Origin of the sequence: Streptococcus sp. ST14, assembly GCF_046098195.1 — a bacterium.
Lineage (GTDB): Bacteria > Bacillota > Bacilli > Lactobacillales > Streptococcaceae > Streptococcus.
On record NZ_JBJUSF010000006.1, the window covers coordinates 76,853 to 96,031 of the forward strand.

General features: G+C 41.5%; 16 protein-coding genes, 17 tRNA genes and 1 rRNA gene. 2 read left to right on the top strand and 32 right to left on the bottom strand.

Annotation, left to right across the window (positions count from 1 at the left end; translation table 11 throughout):
* Nucleotides 1-116: 116 nt before the first annotated feature.
* From ACIY19_RS03435 to ACIY19_RS03500, 14 genes are all read right to left on the bottom strand, one after another.
* Nucleotides 117-917 (bottom strand): energy-coupling factor ABC transporter ATP-binding protein, encoded by an 801-nt coding sequence (locus ACIY19_RS03435; RefSeq protein WP_000103851.1) that lies wholly within the window; start codon nt 915-917, stop codon nt 117-119.
* The gene (locus ACIY19_RS03440; RefSeq protein ID WP_000343048.1) at nt 904-1,740 is read right to left on the bottom strand and encodes an ABC transporter ATP-binding protein; all 837 of its coding nucleotides are present in this window, start codon (nt 1,738-1,740) and stop codon (nt 904-906) included. The genes ACIY19_RS03435 and ACIY19_RS03440 overlap by 14 nt, the downstream gene beginning before the upstream one ends.
* Entirely contained in the window at nt 1,716-2,507 is a 792-nt protein-coding gene (locus ACIY19_RS03445) for an energy-coupling factor transporter transmembrane component T (RefSeq protein ID WP_000130448.1), read from the bottom strand. Before ACIY19_RS03445 ends, ACIY19_RS03440 begins: the two co-directional genes overlap by 25 nt.
* Nucleotides 2,507-3,109 (bottom strand): hypothetical protein, encoded by a 603-nt coding sequence (locus ACIY19_RS03450; RefSeq protein WP_000846131.1) that lies wholly within the window; start codon nt 3,107-3,109, stop codon nt 2,507-2,509. The genes ACIY19_RS03445 and ACIY19_RS03450 overlap by 1 nt, the downstream gene beginning before the upstream one ends.
* A gap of 489 nt (nt 3,110-3,598) precedes the next feature.
* On the bottom strand, nt 3,599-5,119 hold the full coding sequence (locus ACIY19_RS03455) for an ABC transporter permease/substrate-binding protein (RefSeq protein ID WP_000183014.1): 1,521 nt from the start codon (nt 5,117-5,119) through the stop codon (nt 3,599-3,601).
* Entirely contained in the window at nt 5,112-5,840 is a 729-nt protein-coding gene (locus ACIY19_RS03460) for an ABC transporter ATP-binding protein (protein WP_000575221.1), read from the bottom strand. Before ACIY19_RS03460 ends, ACIY19_RS03455 begins: the two co-directional genes overlap by 8 nt.
* A gap of 14 nt (nt 5,841-5,854) precedes the next feature.
* Nucleotides 5,855-6,619, bottom strand: a complete 765-nt coding sequence (locus ACIY19_RS03465) for a nuclear transport factor 2 family protein (RefSeq protein ID WP_000043840.1) — start codon at nt 6,617-6,619, stop codon at nt 5,855-5,857.
* 3 nt (nt 6,620-6,622) lie between these two features.
* The gene (locus ACIY19_RS03470; RefSeq protein ID WP_000655221.1) at nt 6,623-7,066 is read right to left on the bottom strand and encodes a MarR family winged helix-turn-helix transcriptional regulator; all 444 of its coding nucleotides are present in this window, start codon (nt 7,064-7,066) and stop codon (nt 6,623-6,625) included.
* Between the two features lie 144 nt (nt 7,067-7,210).
* A complete protein-coding gene (locus ACIY19_RS03475; protein ID WP_409002698.1) occupies nt 7,211-8,404 on the bottom strand; it encodes an O-antigen ligase family protein in 1,194 nt (397 codons plus the stop codon).
* Nucleotides 8,405-8,536: 132 nt separating this feature from the next.
* Nucleotides 8,537-9,979 carry a sucrose phosphorylase gene (gene gtfA, locus ACIY19_RS03480; protein ID WP_409002693.1) on the bottom strand — a complete coding sequence of 481 codons (1,443 nt, stop codon included), beginning with the start codon at nt 9,977-9,979 and terminating at the stop codon, nt 8,537-8,539.
* A 195-nt stretch (nt 9,980-10,174) separates the two neighbouring features.
* Entirely contained in the window at nt 10,175-11,008 is an 834-nt protein-coding gene (locus tag ACIY19_RS03485; protein WP_000711270.1) for a carbohydrate ABC transporter permease, read from the bottom strand.
* A gap of 16 nt (nt 11,009-11,024) precedes the next feature.
* Nucleotides 11,025-11,783, bottom strand: a complete 759-nt coding sequence (locus tag ACIY19_RS03490) for a carbohydrate ABC transporter permease (RefSeq protein WP_409002699.1) — start codon at nt 11,781-11,783, stop codon at nt 11,025-11,027.
* Nucleotides 11,784-11,915: 132 nt separating this feature from the next.
* Nucleotides 11,916-13,166, bottom strand: a complete 1,251-nt coding sequence (locus ACIY19_RS03495) for an extracellular solute-binding protein (protein ID WP_409002694.1) — start codon at nt 13,164-13,166, stop codon at nt 11,916-11,918.
* Between the two features lie 34 nt (nt 13,167-13,200).
* A complete protein-coding gene (locus tag ACIY19_RS03500) occupies nt 13,201-15,363 on the bottom strand; it encodes an alpha-galactosidase (RefSeq protein ID WP_409002700.1) in 2,163 nt (720 codons plus the stop codon).
* A gap of 107 nt (nt 15,364-15,470) precedes the next feature.
* Here ACIY19_RS03500 and ACIY19_RS03505 point away from each other — a divergent pair, with 107 nt between their 5' ends.
* Together ACIY19_RS03505 and birA are read left to right on the top strand one after the other, a co-directional pair.
* Nucleotides 15,471-16,328 (top strand): AraC family ligand binding domain-containing protein, encoded by an 858-nt coding sequence (locus tag ACIY19_RS03505; RefSeq protein ID WP_409002695.1) that lies wholly within the window; start codon nt 15,471-15,473, stop codon nt 16,326-16,328.
* Nucleotides 16,328-17,263: a bifunctional biotin--[acetyl-CoA-carboxylase] ligase/biotin operon repressor BirA gene (birA, locus tag ACIY19_RS03510; RefSeq protein WP_409002696.1), complete on the top strand. Its 936-nt coding sequence runs from the start codon at nt 16,328-16,330 to the stop codon at nt 17,261-17,263. Before ACIY19_RS03505 ends, birA begins: the two co-directional genes overlap by 1 nt.
* Before the next feature lie 76 nt (nt 17,264-17,339).
* Here the strand turns inward: birA and ACIY19_RS03515 are convergent.
* The 18 genes from ACIY19_RS03515 to rrf all read right to left on the bottom strand — a co-directional run bounded on the left by ACIY19_RS03515 (nt 17,340) and on the right by rrf (nt 19,061).
* Nucleotides 17,340-17,427 (bottom strand) — tRNA-Ser (locus ACIY19_RS03515).
* A gap of 6 nt (nt 17,428-17,433) precedes the next feature.
* A tRNA-Ile gene (locus ACIY19_RS03520) sits at nt 17,434-17,507 on the bottom strand.
* A gap of 35 nt (nt 17,508-17,542) precedes the next feature.
* Nucleotides 17,543-17,613: transfer RNA gene (locus tag ACIY19_RS03525), tRNA-Gly, on the bottom strand.
* A 16-nt stretch (nt 17,614-17,629) separates the two neighbouring features.
* Nucleotides 17,630-17,702, bottom strand: a tRNA-Phe gene (locus ACIY19_RS03530).
* A gap of 3 nt (nt 17,703-17,705) precedes the next feature.
* Nucleotides 17,706-17,779, bottom strand: a tRNA-Met gene (locus ACIY19_RS03535).
* 11 nt (nt 17,780-17,790) lie between these two features.
* Nucleotides 17,791-17,880, bottom strand: a tRNA-Ser gene (locus ACIY19_RS03540).
* An 11-nt stretch (nt 17,881-17,891) separates the two neighbouring features.
* Nucleotides 17,892-17,965, bottom strand: a tRNA-Ile gene (locus ACIY19_RS03545).
* A gap of 13 nt (nt 17,966-17,978) precedes the next feature.
* Nucleotides 17,979-18,052, bottom strand: a tRNA-Met gene (locus ACIY19_RS03550).
* A 5-nt stretch (nt 18,053-18,057) separates the two neighbouring features.
* A tRNA-Pro gene (locus tag ACIY19_RS03555) sits at nt 18,058-18,131 on the bottom strand.
* 15 nt (nt 18,132-18,146) lie between these two features.
* Nucleotides 18,147-18,220 (bottom strand) — tRNA-Arg (locus ACIY19_RS03560).
* An 11-nt stretch (nt 18,221-18,231) separates the two neighbouring features.
* Nucleotides 18,232-18,317: transfer RNA gene (locus ACIY19_RS03565), tRNA-Leu, on the bottom strand.
* Nucleotides 18,318-18,324: 7 nt separating this feature from the next.
* A tRNA-Gly gene (locus tag ACIY19_RS03570) sits at nt 18,325-18,396 on the bottom strand.
* A 27-nt stretch (nt 18,397-18,423) separates the two neighbouring features.
* A tRNA-Thr gene (locus ACIY19_RS03575) sits at nt 18,424-18,496 on the bottom strand.
* A 12-nt stretch (nt 18,497-18,508) separates the two neighbouring features.
* Nucleotides 18,509-18,590, bottom strand: a tRNA-Leu gene (locus ACIY19_RS03580).
* A gap of 5 nt (nt 18,591-18,595) precedes the next feature.
* Nucleotides 18,596-18,668, bottom strand: a tRNA-Lys gene (locus ACIY19_RS03585).
* Nucleotides 18,669-18,692: 24 nt separating this feature from the next.
* A tRNA-Asp gene (locus ACIY19_RS03590) sits at nt 18,693-18,765 on the bottom strand.
* A 2-nt stretch (nt 18,766-18,767) separates the two neighbouring features.
* Nucleotides 18,768-18,840: transfer RNA gene (locus tag ACIY19_RS03595), tRNA-Val, on the bottom strand.
* A 105-nt stretch (nt 18,841-18,945) separates the two neighbouring features.
* Nucleotides 18,946-19,061: ribosomal RNA gene (gene rrf / locus ACIY19_RS03600) — 5S ribosomal RNA — on the bottom strand.
* Nucleotides 19,062-19,179: the final 118 nt, after the last annotated feature.

Genomic DNA, 19,179 nt, shown 5'->3' on the forward strand with positions numbered 1-19,179 from the left:
TGAGGAAGCACCCGATGATCATGAAACGTTATTAAACACAAAAGTCACCCATGTGAGTTCTTGCCAGAAGCTGAAGTTAATCCTTCAACCTGGAAAACCCGCAGAGGTGACTTTTTCTATACATCTCGATTTTTCTGGCAATAATCATTAACCGATAAATATGTCTGTGAATCACCCAGCGACTCCGCTATGTCCATAATCCGCGGTGGTAGTAATCCCACTCGCTGGACAAGTTCGTGATTGCTGAACAATTCCCGTGGACTGCCGGCGAAGCTAAACTTCCCGTGTTCCATAACATACACCGACTCAAACTCGGCGGCGACCCAATCCATGTCATGGGTGATGGTCACAACTTGGTGGCCCGAATCAGCCAACTGATGGAAAATTGCGGTCAACTTGCGCCGGCTTTCCCAATCAAGCGACATCATCGGCTCATCAAATAAATAAATCGCCGGATCCACTGCCAAAACTGTGGCAACGCTCAACAGCTTGCGTTCCGACAATGACAGGTCATATGGACTTTCAGCTGTTTTATCATCCAAGCCAACTCTTTTTAGAGCCGCTAAAGCCCGCCTCGTAATCGTGTCGTGGTCATCCATGACCTGCGCGACATTCCACTCCACCTCTCGTTGAACGGTCGGGTTGAAAAGCTGATCGTCAGGATTCTGAAAAGTAATCCCAACCTTCAGTAACTTTTCGACTGGTTTAAGATCATTAAAATTTTCTCCATCGATCTTAATCACACCGGTTTGTGGTGTCAGCAAACCCGTCAACAATTTGAAGAGCGTTGATTTGCCGGCACCATTTTGGCCGACAATCGCCACCATCGGATCGGCGAAGTGTTTGTCTTCAACATCCAAGCTAAAGGACCGTTCCGGATAAGTGAACGTCAGGTGGCTCAGTTCAATTGTGGACATAACGAACCTCCTTCAGATCAGCGTAATTCACCGGATACCGGCCATCAGCCAAGTGCCAATCCATTTTTTGAGCAAGTTGCTGGATTGTCGGGGCTGGAATCTGCCAGTCAGCTGCCAAATGATTAAACACCTCACCCGGCCTGCCCTGGGCTACCATTTGACCCTCGTGCAGCACCCACACAACGTCGGCGACTTCGCACAAATCGTCAATTTCACTGGTGACAATGAAGACAGTCGTCTCTTTGACTTGGGCCAGCCATTGGAAAAATTGCCGACGGCCAAGGGGATCCATCTCACTGGTCGGATCATCCATAATCAAAACAGCCGGATTAGCCACAATCGCCGTGGCAATTGCCAACCGCTGGATCTGACCACCGGAAAGGCTCTCGGGACGCAAATTCAGCTGTTCAATCAGCCCCATTTGCGTGGCAACTTCTTCGACCCGTTTTTGAATCAGTCCTTCAGCCATTCCCTGATTAATCAAGTCAAAGGCGATTTCATCGGCAACCGTGTCTGCCAACCCGCTTAGTTGGCCAGCTGGATTTTGCAGTACAACTCCATTCATGGCATTATAAACGGGCCAATTGTCAGACACTCGCTGGCCAAACATGTGCCAATCGCCCTCAATCTCAGCAGACACAATTTTGGGAATGACCCCTGCCAGCACACGGCACAAAGTCGATTTGCCGGAGTGGCTATTCCCGATAATCCCAACCACCTGGCCGGTATGAACCTCCGCGTTAATCTGACGCAGTTGTGGTTGCTCAGTACCCGGATAACGGGTGGTCAAATTTTCAATTACAATCCGTTTATCTTCGTCCATATCTTCCACCCAATCAATAAAATTGCCAATCCAGTCAGACCAATGTGCAGCGTCCGCGACAGGCGATACACGCGCTGGGAGGTTCTGACAGTCCGGTTGAGATTATCAAAACCTCTCAGTTGGAGAGAAATCGACCGCGTCATCGATTGATCCAAGGTCTTAATCACCAATGGAATTAGAACCGGCAGGACTGACTTTAATTTCTGAATCAACGTTTTTTGCGGATTGGTTCCGCGAACTTTTTGTGCCTGCTGGATTTTCCGCATATTGCGCATCATTTCCGGCAAAATATAACACACCGACATCAGAACGTAGACGGTTTTATAAGACAATCCGGACAGTTCCAAATAGGCCGCATTTTCTGAAATACTCGTGGTCACCATAAAAAAGCCACTGGTCAAAATAATCACCAATACTCGACAACCCAGAGTGGTGGCGTAAATCAGGCCCTCTTTGTAGAACGACACCCCAAGCACAGAAAACAGCACAGTTTGATTCCGACTGTAAAATAACCCTTGGATGATCAGCATGGTGCAAATCAGAAACAGGCTGAATCCCAGCGCCTTAAAGGTGGTAGAACTCAATTTGGAAAATAACAATAGCAGTGTTGCGACAAGAATTAATCCGGCCTGAAGCAATAAATTCATACTGGCAAAGCTCAACAACGTCATGTCCAAGATGAACAAGAGCTTAGTAATCGGATCGATCACCTGGTACCACTTGAGCTTGACCCGTGGCGCTCCAGAAATCAATGTTTTATCAGTCATCATTTATCATCGCTAAAGAAGTGCACCATCCGCTTCGGCAGCTGACGATAGATGAAGAATGACAGGTAGGCCACGCAGACTTTATCCAAAATATCCAAGACAAACTCATCGGTAAATGAGGCCAGCCACACTGGTACATGATTGGCGACCATTACCGCAAACAATGAGTCACCCCAAGCGATACCGGTCTGACCACCCCAAAAGATGACGTTGAGTGGCGTTGAAATGACAGCTGAAACGATGGCAATAATAATAGCAGAAACAAATACTCGTCGCGCTGACGAGAACCACCCATTGGCGTGCAAAACTCCGACAGCAATCCCAATTCCGATGCTGGTAATCGCATACACGGTTGAAATTGGCGATAAGGTCAGCCCATAGATCACGTTGTTGATGAAACCACTAATGGCACCGGCAACCGGCCCAGCCAACATGCTGGTAAGAAAGGTTCCCAAAGACCCCAGCCAAACGGGCAACTTTAACCCCTCCGCCAAGGCTTTGGCAACATAGTTAATCCCCACGGCAGCGGGAATCAAAGTCATGGTGGCAGCACTTAACTTAAATTTCCACATACTGGTACGATGAATCGGTTCTGTTTTCATAATCTTCTCCTTTTGTTTTTAAAGAGCCGTGTCTGGATAGACTTTCGGACGCAACGCTCTATTATATATCTACTGAACTGTCTATACACAAGATTTCCATCCTTAGTCGACATGAGCTGGAAATCTTTATTTGTTAAGTAGTTCACAACACATTATACACCTAATTTGTGAATAGTCAAGTGTATTTACAGTAAAAATCTAGAAAATCCTGAAAATTTCCTCTTATACTCTTCGAAAATCAATTTCAAACTACGTCAGCGTCGCCTTACCGTATATATGTTACTGACTTCGTCAGTTCTATCTACAACCTCAAAGCTGTACTTTGAGCAACCTGCGGCTAGCTTTCTAGTTTGCTCTTTGATTTTCATTGAGTATTATTTTCCATTTTAAATGACATTTAGTAACTCTAATATCAAAAAAGCCCAGACAAGATTGTCTGAGCATTCTTCTGTATGGTCATTTAAAGAAGTTGAGTTTGACATTTTCAATCTATTTCTTCAACAAACCTTGTTCTTGGAGAAACTCCTTGGCTACTTGTTCTGCTGACTTACCTTCAACACCGACTTGGTAGTTGAGCTGGCTCATCTGGCTTTCAGTAATTTTACCTGCTAGTTTATTGAGAACTGTCTCCAACTCAGGATGTTTCTTGAGAAGAGCTTCTTTCATGAGTGGAGCCCCTTGATAAGGTGGGAAGAGTTGCTTGTCATCCTCCAAGACCTGCAAATCATAACGCGCCAACTCTGCATCCGTCGAATAGGCATCCGTGATTTGAATATCGCCTGACTGAATTGCCTGGTAGCGAAGGGCTGGCTCCATGGTCGCTACATTGAGATTGAGACCATACATTGATTGCAAGCCCTTATTGCCATCCTCACGATCATTAAATTCGAGAGTAAAACCTGCCTTCAGCTGTCCTTCCACTTTTTTCAAGTCCGAAATGGTCTTCAAGCCATATTCTTGAGCAATCTTTTTCGGAACAGCTACAGCATAGGTATTTTGATAAGACATAGGTTTTAGATAGGCCAGATGATCCTGTTTGGCAATGCCATCACGCGCCACCTGATAAACCTGATCTGGCTCATGACCTACCTTGGGTGATGGCTGAAGCAAACTTTCAGTCACCGTACCAGTAAATTCAGGATAGATATCAATATCCCCTTTTTTCAGAGCTTCATAGAGGAAGCTTGTTTTCCCAAAATTCGGCTTAACAGTCGCAGTCATACTGGTATTTTCTTCAATCAGCAACTTATACATATTAGCCAAAATTTCGGGTTCTGGTCCCAATTTCCCAGCAATAACTAAATTTTCTTGCTCTTTTTGAGCCAAAAGAGCTGGACTATAAGACAGACCGAGCAAGATTGTCACCAAGGCAAAACCAGAGAAAATCGTCCGCAATTTTGCTTTTTCCATCACTTTTAGTAGGAAGTTAAAGGCAATGGCAAGCACTGCAGAAGAAAGGGCCCCAATCAAAATCAGACTGGTATTATTACGGTCAATTCCCAAAAGGATAAAGGAACCCAGTCCACCTGCCCCAATCAAGGCAGCCAAGGTTGCCGTACCGATAATCAAAACCGCTGCCGTCCGAATCCCAGACATCATAACAGGCATGGCAAGTGGAATTTCAAACTTCTTGAGACGCTCCCATCTAGTCATCCCAAAGGCAATCCCAGCTTCTTGCAGACTTGGATCAATTCCCTTTAGCCCAGTGATGGTATTTTGCAAAATCGGGAAAATCGCATAAATCACTAGAGCCGTCAAAGCAGGCAAGGTTCCAATTCCCATCAAGGGGATAAAGAGTCCCAACAAGGCTAGAGACGGAATTGTCTGGAAAATCCCTGCAATCTGCAAGACCCAGTCCGCCAACTTCTCATGATAGCGAAGATAAACAGCCAAGGGAATAGCAATAAAAATAGCTAGTAATAAGGTCAAAAGTGACAACTGCAAATGTTGAGATAGAGCTGTTACCCAATCACCAAAACGATCCTGAAAAGTTGATATCAAATTAGTCATGAACACTACCTCCAAACAAGTCTGCTACAAAGTCCGTTGCAGGGGCCTTTAAAATCGTCTCAGGATTCGCCACCTGACGAATCTCTCCATCCTGCAAAACAGCAATACGGTCACCTAATTTCAAAGCTTCATCCGTATCATGGGTCACAAAAATCGTTGTCATCCCAAATTCTTTATGCAATTCTTTCGTCAAAACCTGCAACTGTTTTCTCGAAATAGCATCCAAGGCTGAAAAAGGCTCATCCATGAGGAGAATCTTAGGCTGACCAATCATGGCACGAACAATACCAACCCGTTGCTGTTCTCCACCAGATAATTCACTAGGAAGTCGATTCCCATAGTCAGCTACTGGTAAACCAACCTTAGCCAAAAGCTCTTCTGTTTTCGTCGCTATTTCTTCCTTACTCCACCCCTTCATCTCCGGAATGAGGGCAATATTTTCCGCAACCGTTAGATTGGGAAAAAGAGCAATGGCCTGTAAAACATAACCAGTAGAAAGACGAAGTTCACGCTCATCATAGTCCTTGATGCGCTTACCATCCATGTATATATTTCCATCAGTTGGTTCCAAAAGACGATTAATGATCTTGATCATGGTCGTCTTACCAGATCCAGAAGGTCCAACTAAAACCATAAATTCCCCATTCTCAATCCGTAAATTGACATCTCTCAAAACATCTTTTTCTGTATAGCGTAGCGCTACATTTTTATATTCAATCATTCTTTGTCCTCTATTTAAAACTTTCCTCGATTAGTCAAGTCTTCTACCTTAGGCATAACTTCCTTATTATCCCAATGCTCCACAATCAAGCCATTCTCCAAACGGAAAATATCGTACTGAGCATAGGCAACGCCATCAATCTGAGTCTGACCATAGCTAACTACGTAGTTTCCTTGTCCTAAGAGTTGGAAAACAAAGTCGAAAGTGACACCATGTTCAGCCACATAGTTTTTATATGCCTGACTTCCTTGGCCAATCTCATGATTATGCTGAATCAAATCTTCTGCCACAAAGTCACTCCACTGCTCCAGTTCCCCATTTTGGAAAATTTCTGTCAAGAAACGGCGAACTAACTTTTTATTTTCTGCTGTCTTATCCAAAACTGTGATTTCAAAATCACCAAAAATCTGATCTAATTGGCCGTTTTCAGGTGTTCGATAGTAGTCAATAACATCCCAATGTTCTACGATACGACCATTCTCATCCGCACGGAAAGTATCCGTTGTCACCCATTGAGCTCCCCCGCCATTGAGATATTGATGAACATGAACAAAGACCAGATTGCCATCCTCAATAGTACGGACAATCTTGATCTCACGCTCGGGATGGCGCTCAAAGAAATTTGCAAAGAAAGCTGCAAACCCTTCTTTCCCATCTGGCACACCTGTCGAGTGTTGAATGTAGGTATCTCCTACAGACTGGGCCTGAGCCTCAGCAACTCGCCCGTCTTGAATAGCATGAATATATAGATTTCGTGCATTTTCAACTTGTTTTGACATATTTTATTCCTCATTTGCTTTCTCTTTCAGATTGTTCAAAATGCGTTCCTGAAAACTTTCAAACTGGCGAATTTCTTCCTCAGTGAATCCTTTATAAAAAATAGCATCCAGTTTTTGACTAATACGATGGCCCACTTCTTTCTGGGACCAACCAAGTTCAGTCAGAACGACATATTTCTTTCTCTTATCTATTCCACATGGGCTAATCGTGATCAGCTTTTGCTCCTCAAGTTTCTTTATCATGGTTGTGAGCGTATTGTTGGCGAGACCAGTCGCCAGAGCAATATCTGTCACAGTTGCACAGCCAGTTTCACTATTCCATAAAACCGCTAAAATCTTTCCCTGTTCACTCCGATAAAGAGCCTCAGGATCCTGACTCAGTAACTTTTGAAAAATCCTCCCATTCAACAAACGAATATGGTGAGCTACCAAATGACTATCCTTCATGATCCCTCCAATTTATTTCGATATCGAATTATATTCCATTGTAATACTTATCGTTCCATCTGTCAACTATTTCGACTTAGAAATAATTTCCACCAACAAAAAAGACCTCCTACCTAAAGTAGAAGATCTCTAATCTTGATCAACTTAATCTGTCATTTCGGACACCAGTGTTCGATGTTCCAGTGGTAGACTGCACATAATTAGCAAGAAGATGAATCCTGACTGTATCCAGAAGAGAGCCAAGTCAAAAATTCCATGTACAGCGACTACTGTAAGGAAGGAGAGATAAAGACCGATAATTGGTCGTTTACCAGATTCCTGACTCATATCCATCATCATGTGAACCGGGATAACCGAAGAAATGGATAGGAGAATGGTTCCAATCAAACCATAACTTAAAATAGTATCGATGTAAAGACTATGCGCGTGTTCGTGGTAAGGTGCATGAATTCTCGGATAGGAATTCATATAGGTCAGCGGACCCTCACCCCAGATAGGATTTTGCTTAAACAAAGTCATACCCGCATTCCAGATTGAAACACGCTCTTCCATTGAAGAATCTAGGGTTCCCATACGGACACCCAAATCGCTTGAGAAGAGGAAACAAAGGCCAATCCCGAAAACTCCAATACTGAGCCAGAAGGCGCGCCAGTTTTTAATGGTTGTAAAGAGATAAATGATGGCACCAGCAATGATGGCAGGAAAGGCCGTTCTATTTTGCGTAAAATTCAAACCAAATAGATTCACAAAACCTGCTAGCACACAAAAGATTTTCAACCATCTTAACTTCGTCGTTGTAAAGAGATAAAAAGCTATCATAATACAGAAGCAACAAATAATCCCATAGTAGTTAGGATTAAAGAAGGTCACCTCTGCACGGTTCTGGTGCCATACTTGCATATTGGGCGAAAGAAAGGCGTAGTTAAATTTCTTTACAATCTGGAAATGCTCCAAGGTAGCAAAAGCCGCAGAGAGCACACTACCAAACAAGATTGTCTGCAGTATCAGTCGAAAGAAAGCATGTGTCAGACGTTTCTGGTAATAACTAAAGAAAATGAGGAAGAGAAACATCAGTAAAGATGCAACCAATCCAAGCCAGTTCTTGGCAACGATAGAGATGATACTACTATAGGCAATAAAAAAGAGAAGTACAGGATGTTTGGCCAATCCTTTGATAATTCCCTTCATCTCCCCAGTAACAAGTAAACCTATCAAATATAAAGCAAAGAGCGCTAAGAACAAATAAAAAGGTAAAAAGATACTTATGATCATCAAATACAAAAAGAAATCTTTTTTCGAAAGCCCTCTTATCTTATCCAGTAATCCAATTGATTTCAAAACGGATCCTTTCTGTTCTGGAATTCTCCAGAAGATAAATGCTAAACTATCTTTATATTCTACCATTTTTTCCGTCATTTGGGAACAATGAACACGTTTTCGCCACAAAAAAACTGTTTCATTAATATAGCACTAGAACTGAATTTTTCTGCCGTTTTCTACTACTTGATAGGTCTGACTTTGCAAATCAATTTCTGCTACTGCTGTTACGGACTTGTCTTTATTTTGACGTTTGATTACAATGCTGTGAGCTGTTGGTGTTTCAATGTCAATAGTCCCTTCTAGGTCAAAGGCCTCTGATTGATTACGGAAAGAAAATAGATTGAGAAGAGACTTCACCACAGGACGTTGAACTTCTTCTGCTATTTCCTCATTGCTATAGTAATGACGATTAATATTTCGACCTTCTTTGGTTTCTTCTAACAATTTCAAGTCATTTTTTCCTGCTAATAGACCCACATAGTAAACCTGAGGAATGCCTGGAGCAAAAGCTTGAATCAAACGAGCGAGGAAGTACTTGACATCATCATCTCCGAGCGCAGAATAGTAGGTTGAATTGATTTGGTAGATATCTAGATTGTTATACTCTGCACTAGAGTACTTACGTTTGACATTCGTTCCAACCTTATAGAGCTCATTTGAAGCATAGTCAATTTCATCATCTGTCAGGATATCCTTGACATCCACCACTCCAATCCCATCATGGGTATCTAGAGTCGTAAATTGCTTCATCGGGCTCATCTTTAACCACTTAGCCAAACTCTCTGTTCTGGAACTGTAAAGAGTATAAAGGGTCACCATTGGAAGGGCAAAATCGTAAACATAGTAATCATGGTCCGCTATTTTAAACTGAATCGAATAGTGTTCATGAATCTCAGGTAAGAGCTCTGCACCGTATTCAGCTGCTATATCCCGGACCTTATCCAATAAGTCCCAAATATCTGGTTCCACAAAGAAATCATTGGTATCCAATTTCTTCACCGCATAAGCAAAAGCATCTAGGCGAATCAAATCACACCCGTTACTTGCTAGATGTTGAATCGTCTTACGGATAAATGCCATCGTTACTTCTTTGGTCACATCAAGATCAATCTGCTCCTCACCAAAAGTATTCCACAAATGTTCTACTGAACCATCTGCAAAAAGAATCTCTTGCTTTGGTGCACGATCCTTACGCTTGTAAATTAAATCCACATCAGCCTGTGTCGGACGATTTTCCGGCCAAAACTTATCCCAGTTTAGAAAGAGATCTTTGAATTCACTAGCTTCATGTTTTTCTTGATAGTCCTTATAATATTTCGATTGACGAGAAATATGGTTAATCATAAAGTCAAACATAAGATAATATTTCTCACCTAAACGCTTAACATCCTCCCAATCACCAAACGCTGGATCCACTTCATCGTAGTCCACTGGTGCAAATCCACGATCACCTGTTGACGGGAAAAATGGTAGAAGGTGAACTCCCCCAATAGCATCGCCAAAATGTTCTTCCAAATTCTCATACAAGTCTTTAAGGTTATTTCCAAGACTATCTGAGTAAGTAATCAACATAGTTTTATTTTGAATGGTCATAGATGGTCTCCTTTTTCTGATGAAAGCCAAGTCTTATATGACCTGGCTTCGTAAATGAAAGATATTTTTAGATTTTTGTTCAGTACTAATATAGACTGCAAGCAACCAAGTACTACTTTCTTTTTTCTACATAGAATTGTCAATAAGCTGAACTGTTCCTCTATGTATGGAATTATAGATTCCATAAGCACTTTCTTACTTCACTGCCCCGTTACTCATTCCTGAAATGATATGTTTTTGGAAGATGAGGTAGACAATGGTTATCGTTACAATTCCCACAATATAAGATGCAAAACTTGGGCCATAGTCATTGAAGTACTGACCTTGGTAGTTGTATTGGAAGAGAGGTAAAGTCCACATCTTGGAATCCTTATTCAGAATCAACAGTGGCAACATAAAGTCATTCCAGAACCAGAGAGCATTGATAATCAAAGTTGTCGCATGCATGGGCTTCAACATTGGAAAAATGATTCGACGATAAATTGTAAAACGATCAGCCCCATCAATTTCCGCAGCTTCATCCAAACTATCCGGTACACTGATTTTTATATAACCAACATACAAGAAGAGGGTCTGTGGAATAGCATAAGTTAGGTAGAGTATTACTAGCCCCCACATATTTGCTAGACCGAGTTTACTCATCATAACTGTGATGGGAATCATAATCACCTGAAATGGAACAAATATTCCTAAGATCAAAAGCGAATACATAATTGCAAAGGCTTTTTTCTTGGACATATTTCGAGCAATGGAATAAGCTGCAGCTGGTATAAAGAAAGCTACTACAATCAATGATAACACCGTAATAACTGCTGAATTCCAGAAATACCCTCCAATTCCATCCGAAATTAATCGTTCATAATTACTTAAGGTAAAAGGATTGGGCAAACTAAAGAAATGATTCATGATATCCTTAGTTGTCTTGAAAGAACTAAATACCGTTACCAACAAAGGAACAAGTATAAGAATACCACCGACTATCAAGAGGACGTATTTCCAAAACTGATTCAATTTTTCTTCTTTTTTCATGTGTAGGACTCCTCTATTAGATTTCAAATTTCTTTGATAGTTTAATTTGGATCAGAGAAACAATTCCAATAATTAAGAATAAAATCAAGGCAATTGCATTCGCATATCCATATTGATTACTCTTGAAAGCATAGTTGTAGACTAAAAGACCAAGAGACGTTGTAGCATTATTAGGACCACCACTCGTCAAGGCAAAAATTTGGTCAAAGGCTGTTAAACCGGACTTAAGAGCCAGGATAAAAACCATAGAAATCGTTAGCAGTAAATATGGTAATTCAATCTTCCAAAAGGTTTGTTTGCTTGTTGCACCATCAATTGATGCTGCCTCTAAAATATCGTTTGGAATACTCTGAAGACCAGCAAGAAAGAGAATGATTGGCATAGCTACTCCTTGCCATAGAAGAACAAAAATAGTTGCCACTACCGCTCCGACTGGTGTCCCCAATAGACTCTCTTGTAGAAAACCAATCCCTAAAATTTTTCCAATCGTTGGAAGACCATAGTTGAAAAATTGTTTAAAAATCAGGGAAACTGTCAAACCAGACAAAACAGCCGGGAAAAAGAACCAAGCTCTAAAGAAGGTCTGCCCCTTCATCTCAGAATTTAAGGCTCGTGCCACAACCACCCCAATCGTAATCTCTCCAATAATCAATGCCAGAGTTAAAATCAAAGTAAAGGCTATGGCTGTGAAGAATTTCCCATCAATCATCAACAATTTGTAGTTATTCAAACCAACAAATTTATAATTATAGGTCAATCCAGTCCAGTTAGTCAGACTATAGAAAGCACCTTATACCATTGGAAAGTAAAAGAAGATAGCTTGTAAAGCAAGCGGGATGAGCAAAAATGTCCAACTCCAGTATTTATTTAAAAGTTTTCGAATAGCCATATCATCTTAACTCCTATTCTAGTCCAAATCTGCCTTCATTGGATTAAAGAAAGCATTGAGATTGTTTGCCATATTTTTCAGATTTTTATCCATCAGGTAACCTGCACTTAGATTAAAAAAGTCTTCTTCAGAGTTCCAGCGTTGGCCCAACCAAACATAATGTTTGTCCGTAAATGCCAGTTTAGAAATAGCTGCAAGCGCTGAATCTTCTTTTTCCTGTATGCCTTTCACCGCAACTGGTGATCCATCTACATCATAGTATGACTGCATAGCTTTTGGACTAGTCATATAGCTGATAAATTCTTCGGTTTCTTTCGGATGTTTGGTAGTAGCTGAAGTTGATAATGCCATGTCCCCTGCACCAACAGTGACTTCTTTTCCTACTTCTTCTCCAGGAAAGGCAAACATCCCCACCTCAAATTTTGGATCCTGTTGATTAATTGCCGCTAATGCCCATGATCCTTGTGGCATCATCCAGGCTTTTCCACTCGAAAATGCTACCACCGCATCATTATAAGAAGCACCACGCCAACCATCCTGAGCATTATCTGCCAATAAATCGAGTCGTTCTGCATCGGCTTTTAAAACAGCATCATCTGCAGAGATAGCATTTGGTTTTGAAAAGCGAAGGTAGTTATTAGCCGCATCTCCACTACCTGTAATAGTAATGAGAGAAAGTTGGTGGTAACCATTTAATGTCCAGCCTTCATTGCCCGCAACCGCAAATGGAGAATTCCCACTATCTTTTATCTTTTTAACAATCTCTTGAAATTCTTTAAAAGTCTTCGGTTCCTCAAGTCCTAATTCTTTAAACTTCGTTTTATTGTAATAGATTCCATAAAGGTTGGCCGTTAAAGGCACACTATAAATCTTGTTATTGATTGCATACTTTTCAGCATAGTCATTCTTGATGTTCTCAAGATAGGGTTTTCCTGTCATATCCGCAAAATAACCTGCCTTCGCCCACTCCTGAAAATCCATATTTTGAGGATAGATATTAATAATATCTGGAACATCTCCTGATAAAATCCGAGTCTTTAGAACAATTCCAGCTGAAGGTACTGTAGTCAGCTTCACATCAATATTAGGGTGTTCCTTCTCAAAATCATCCACTATCTTTTGCAAGGTATCTGCCATCTCGGTCTTCTGGTTAAAAAACTCAATCGTTACCTTGCCATCAGTTGATTGATTGTTCTGACCACAAGCCACGAGGCCTAGTAAACTTGCCCCAGCTACTAAAAGAAAACCTGCTTTCTTATACCATTTCATTGGAATGCCTCCTTGATAAATTTATACGCTTTTATTATAGTCTTTTGAATTTATACTGTCTACTCAAAAAATCTCCTGGTGATAAGGTAACAGTTAAACCTGCATACATGAGCTCTGCACCCGAGTAAACAATGTTTGTCCCTTCCAGCTCATAAAGCCCTTCCACTTCTAAGTCTTTCAGTTTCAAGGTGGTTTCCATTGTTTCCACAACTGACAGGACTCGGACGTAGGTCACAATCGTTTGATTTTCATAGTTAAATTGTACAGCTGCTTCATTGGATTCAGCATCGGGATTAATTAACCTATACTGATTCCCCAACTGGACTACTGGTCGCAATTCTTTATACAAGTTCACCTGATTAGCAATCTCAGCCTTCTCTTCATCTGATAAACTTGTCAAATCAAGCTCATACCCCAGATTTCCCATCATTGCTACATGACTACGAGTTTCCAATGGTGTCATTCGTCCCATCTGATGATTTGGTACTGCTGACACATGAGCTCCCATAGAAATGGTTGGATAGAGATAGGATGATCCATACTGTATAGGTAAACGTGCTATGGCATCAGTATTATCACTAGCCCAGACTTGTGGGAAATAACGCATCATACCAAGATCATTTCTGCCACCGCCACCAGAGCAGGACTCAAAGAGAATATGACTGTGTTTCTCTGTCAGATAAGAAACGAGTTCGTAAAGCCCCAGCATGTACTGATGAGATTGCATCTGGGTTTCCAGATAAACTGAACCATTCCCCAGATTAGTAATATTACGGTTCATATCCCATTTGATGTAGTCAATTTTATGATGAGAGAGGAGTTCATCTAAGACATTTTTCAAATATCCTACTACCTGGGGATTGGCAAGATTAAGTACTAATTGATTTCTAGAATAGGTATGCTCATAACCTGGAACCTGAATGGCCCAGTCAGGATGTTTACGATACAAGTCGCTATCAACAGAAATCATCTCCAGTTCTAACCAAAGCCCAAACTGCAAACCTCTTTCATGGATCGCTGAAATCAGACTTTCTAGACTTCCACCCAATTTTTCCTCATTCACAACCCAATCACCTAAAGCACGATTATCATCAAAGCGATTACCAAACCACCCATCATCTAATACAAAAAGTTCAATACCAACTTTCTTAGCTTCATCAGCTAGTTCTAACAATTTTTCTCTCTGAAAGTCAAAGTAGGTAGCTTCCCAGTTATTAATTAGAATTGGACGCTCTTTTTTAGAAAATTTACTTGGCATAATGTACTTAAGTACAAAATTCTGACTTTCATGACTAATACCAGTTAATCCCTTATCTGAATAAGTCACTAAAGCTACCGGTGTTTCAAAATTTTCCTCAGGATCTAACTTCCAAGAAAAATTTTCTGGATTAATGCCAATAGCAACCCGAACTTCATTCAGTTGATTCTTTTGGACAAAAGCTTCGAAGTTTCCACTATACAGTAGTTGTAGAGCAAACACATTCCCAGCATCCTCTGTAACTCCTTGATCACATAATAGAAGAGCTGGTGTTTGAGCATGCCCAGAAGCTCCACGGTTCGAACTAATCGAAAAGATTCCTTGTTCTACCTGTTGACGTCGGACAGTCTTTTCACGAGCATAAGCTCCCTGTAAAGTCACTATTTCGTAAGCTGCAGCAGGAAAATCAGCCATGAAAGAAAAGTCCTTATGAATGACAACTTCCTGATTGCTATTATTCTCCAATTTACTGTAACTAGCAATTGTCGCATCATTATCAAAAGCTGTATAATACAAAGTCAGATTAAGTTTAGCTTGAGGATCTTTTAAAATCAAGACAAGAGTCTCTGTACCATCCATGCTGTGAGGAGAAGGTAAGCCCTGTGGACCATTCTGACCTTTTAAAATCTTTGCTTCTACAAATCGAAAGTCTGTTACTTCAGTTGCATCATGTTGAACCTGTAAAGTTGGTTTTCTAAAGTCACCCAAACCATGTTGCCCAAAAATTTGACGTTGCGTATCCAAACTAAAGGTTCGATTAGTAGCTGTTGGATTACCTGAAAAAGCATGATCGCATTCATAAACACTATTAGAGCCTCTATAGTTCTTAATAGTCTTTCCTAAATGTTTTAATAATAAGAACCCATCCCTATTTTCAATAATCAAACTTAAACCTTTACTCTCAATGTAAAATAGATTATTCTCTATCCGAATTCCCATAACTTGTACCTCATCGATTTCCTGATAAAATTTTAGCAAATAAAAGCGCTTTCTAAAATAGAAAAATGTCTCTAAAGTATGGTAAAATGTTAGGTAGGAGGTGGCCCATGCTCGTTTTTTCAGAATACCAGACTGGAACAATTGATCTTTCTCTTAGCTTCTACGGTTATGAAGAATGCACGCCTAACTACTCTTTTGGCCCAGCTATTCGAGATACCTATGTACTCCATTACATTACTAAAGGAAAAGGTCAATTCCATTATAAGGGGAAAATTGTTGATTTAAAGGCAGGAGATTTCTTTTTACTAAAACCAGATGAATTAACATTCTATCAAGCAGATAGCCAGGATCCTTGGGCTTACTACTGGTTGGGGATCACTGGAGGGAGGGCACCTGACTACTTTGCTCTATCTCAAATTTCTGATCAATCCTACCTCATCCAGTCAAATAACTGTCATACACAAACAACTGCAAAACTCATCTCAGATATTGTCCGCTTCGCTCAAATAACAAAATCAAATGAATTGGCTCAACTCCACATTATGGGACAACTCCATGAACTAATGTTTCATCTAGGAACGATTGCTCCCAATCAGAAAAAAGAGAATATTTCATCAACCCACCAGCTCTATCTTGACTGCAAACGATTAATTGATAGTCACTATCCACAATCGCTCACCATTCAAGATTTAGCAAAAGAGCTATCGGTTCATAGAAGTTACTTAACTAGTGTGTTTAAAGAATTTCACCAACTCTCTCCAAAAGAATATTTACTTTTCGTTCGAATGAAGCGTGCGCAACAACTTCTGGAACATACTGAAGAATCAATTAAAGTCATTGCGTACTCTGTCGGATTTTCAGACCCACTCCATTTCTCGAAAGCTTACAAGCAATTTTTTCATAAAACACCCAGCCAGACTCGAAAAGAACTCCCTCACCTCTCCCTAGTTAGAAAGGAAAATTAATGAAATCACACCAACAAGTCTACCAAATACTAGCCAGAGAAAACGACTATGTCAGCGGAGAAAAAATTGGCCAAGAACTGAATCTAAGCCGCACATCCATATGGAAAGCAATCCAACGTCTCCAACAAGAAGGACTCATGATAGACAGTATTAAAAATAGAGGTTACAAGCTGATCCAAGGCGATTTGATATTGCCTGATATAATCCAGGAGAAAACCAACTTAAACATTCTCTACAAACCAGAAACAAAATCCACTCAAACAGATGCAAAAGAAGGGATTGAAGCTGGAAACAAAGGAAATACACTCTATCTTTCAACCTGTCAAACAGCAGGTCGTGGCCGCTTTCAGCGCCCCTACTATTCTCCATCTCAGGGTGGGATCTATATGTCCCTGCATATTCAACCCAATCTTCCCTATGAAAAACTCCCATCCTATACTCTCCTTGTAGCTGCTGCAGTCTACAAAGCCATTAAAAATCTAACTATGATAGAAGTAGATATCAAATGGGTAAATGACATCTACTTTAAAAATAAAAAAATAGCAGGTATCCTCACTGAAGCGATGACATCAGTTGAGACAGACTTGGTTACAGACGTCATTATCGGACTTGGTATAAATTTTTCTATAGCAGACTTCCCAGATAACCTCAAAGAAAAAGCAGGTAGCCTATTTACAGCACCTGCACCAATTAGTCGTAATGATCTCATCAGCGAAATATGGAATTGTTTCTACAATACGGATTCAGATGAGCTACTTTATATCTATAAAGAAAGATCAATCGTTCTTGGAAAAGAAGTTACCTTCCAGCTAGATGAAAAATTGAAAAAAGGTCTTGCAAAAGAAATCTCAGAATCTGGTCAACTTCAAGTTGAACTTGAAGATAAACAAACTATCTGGCTAAATAGCGGAGAAATATCACTAACAAATTGGTAATAAACAAATCCCCCTTTTAACGATTTAGAAGGGGGATTTGCTTACAAAAAAAGAGCCTAACAGCCCTCTTAACTCACGGAGAATGGGGGATTCGAACCCCCGCGCCGGTTACCCGACCTAACGATTTAGCAAACCGTCCTCTTCAGCCTCTTGAGTAATTCTCCTATTAATGGGCACGAGTGGACTCGAACCACCGACCTCACGCTTATCAGGCGTGCGCTCTAACCACCTGAGCTACGCGCCCAAGTTTCAAAAACTTGGTAATTGAACTTCGTTCAAAGCGGGTGACGAGAATCGAACTCGCGACAACAGCTTGGAAGGCTGTAGTTTTACCACTAAACTACACCCGCTTAATAAAACAAAATATGGCGCGAGACGGAATCGAACCGCCGACACATGGAGCTTCAATCCATTGCTCTACCAACTGAGCTACCGAGCCAAATTGCGGGAGCAGGATTTGAACCTACGACCTTCGGGTTATGAGCCCGACGAGCTACCGAGCTGCTCCATCCCGCGTTAATATAAAAAGGAGGATGTGGGATTCGAACCCACGCACGCTTTTACACGCCTGACGGTTTTCAAGACCGTTCCCTTCAGCCGGACTTGGGTAATCCTCCATTATTTACAATGGACCTTGTAGGACTTGAACCTACGACCACTCGGTTATGAGCCGAGAGCTCTAACCAGCTGAGCTAAAGGTCCAACAAGATCAATATAGCGGCGAAGGGGATCGAACCCCCGACCTCCCGGGTATGAACCGGACGCTCTAGCCAGCTGAGCTACACCGCCATAAATCGGGAAGACAGGATTCGAACCTGCGACACCTTGGTCCCAAACCAAGTACTCTACCAAGCTGAGCTACTTCCCGCGTTAAATAAAAAAATGCACCCTAGAGGAGTCGAACCTCTAACCGCCTGATTCGTAGTCAGGTACTCTATCCAGTTGAGCTAAGGGTGCTCATCATTATATGCCGAGGACCGGAATCGAACCGGTACGATCGTTACCAATCGCAGGATTTTAAGTCCTGTGCGTCTGCCAGTTCCGCCACCCCGGCCTCTCTAAGCGAACGACGGGATTCGAACCCGCGACCCCCACCTTGGCAAGGTGGTGTTCTACCACTGAACTACGTTCGCATCGACCTCTTATTCTATATAAAAAAATGCCGGCTACATGACTTGAACACGCGACCCTCTGATTACAAATCAGATGCTCTACCAACTGAGCTAAGCCGGCTGATTTCTATTATGCGGGTTAAGGGACTTGAACCCCCACGCCGTTAAGCGCCAGATCCTAAATCTGGTGCGTCTGCCAATTCCGCCAAACCCGCAAATATGACCCGTACTGGGCTCGAACCAGTGACCCATTGATTAAAAGTCAATTGCTCTACCAACTGAGCTAACGAGTCTAAAATAACTTCCGTTATCTTAAACGGTCCCGACGGGAATCGAACCCGCGATCTTCGCCGTGACAGGGCGACGTGATAACCGCTACACTACGGGACCTATGGGAGTTAACGGGATCGAACCGCTGACCCTCTGCTTGTAAGGCAGATGCTCTCCCAGCTGAGCTAAACTCCCAAAGGGCGGAGTCTAGCTCAGCCAACGGTAAGAAACTTCGTTTCTCTCATCCGCCGATTGTAATTTCGATTTCCTCTCAATTACAACTAAGCTAAACTCCCTCGAGCTAAGCGACTTCCATATCTCACAGGGGGCAACCCCCAACTACTTCCGGCGTTCTAGGGCTTAACTGCTGTGTTCGGCATGGGTACAGGTGTATCTCCTAGGCTATCGTCACTTAACTCTGAGTAATACCTACTCAAAATTGAATATCTATCAAATACCAAGAAAACCTCACACTTCGTATTCTCAGTTACTTTGGATAAGTCCTCGAGCTATTAGTATTAGTCCGCTACATGT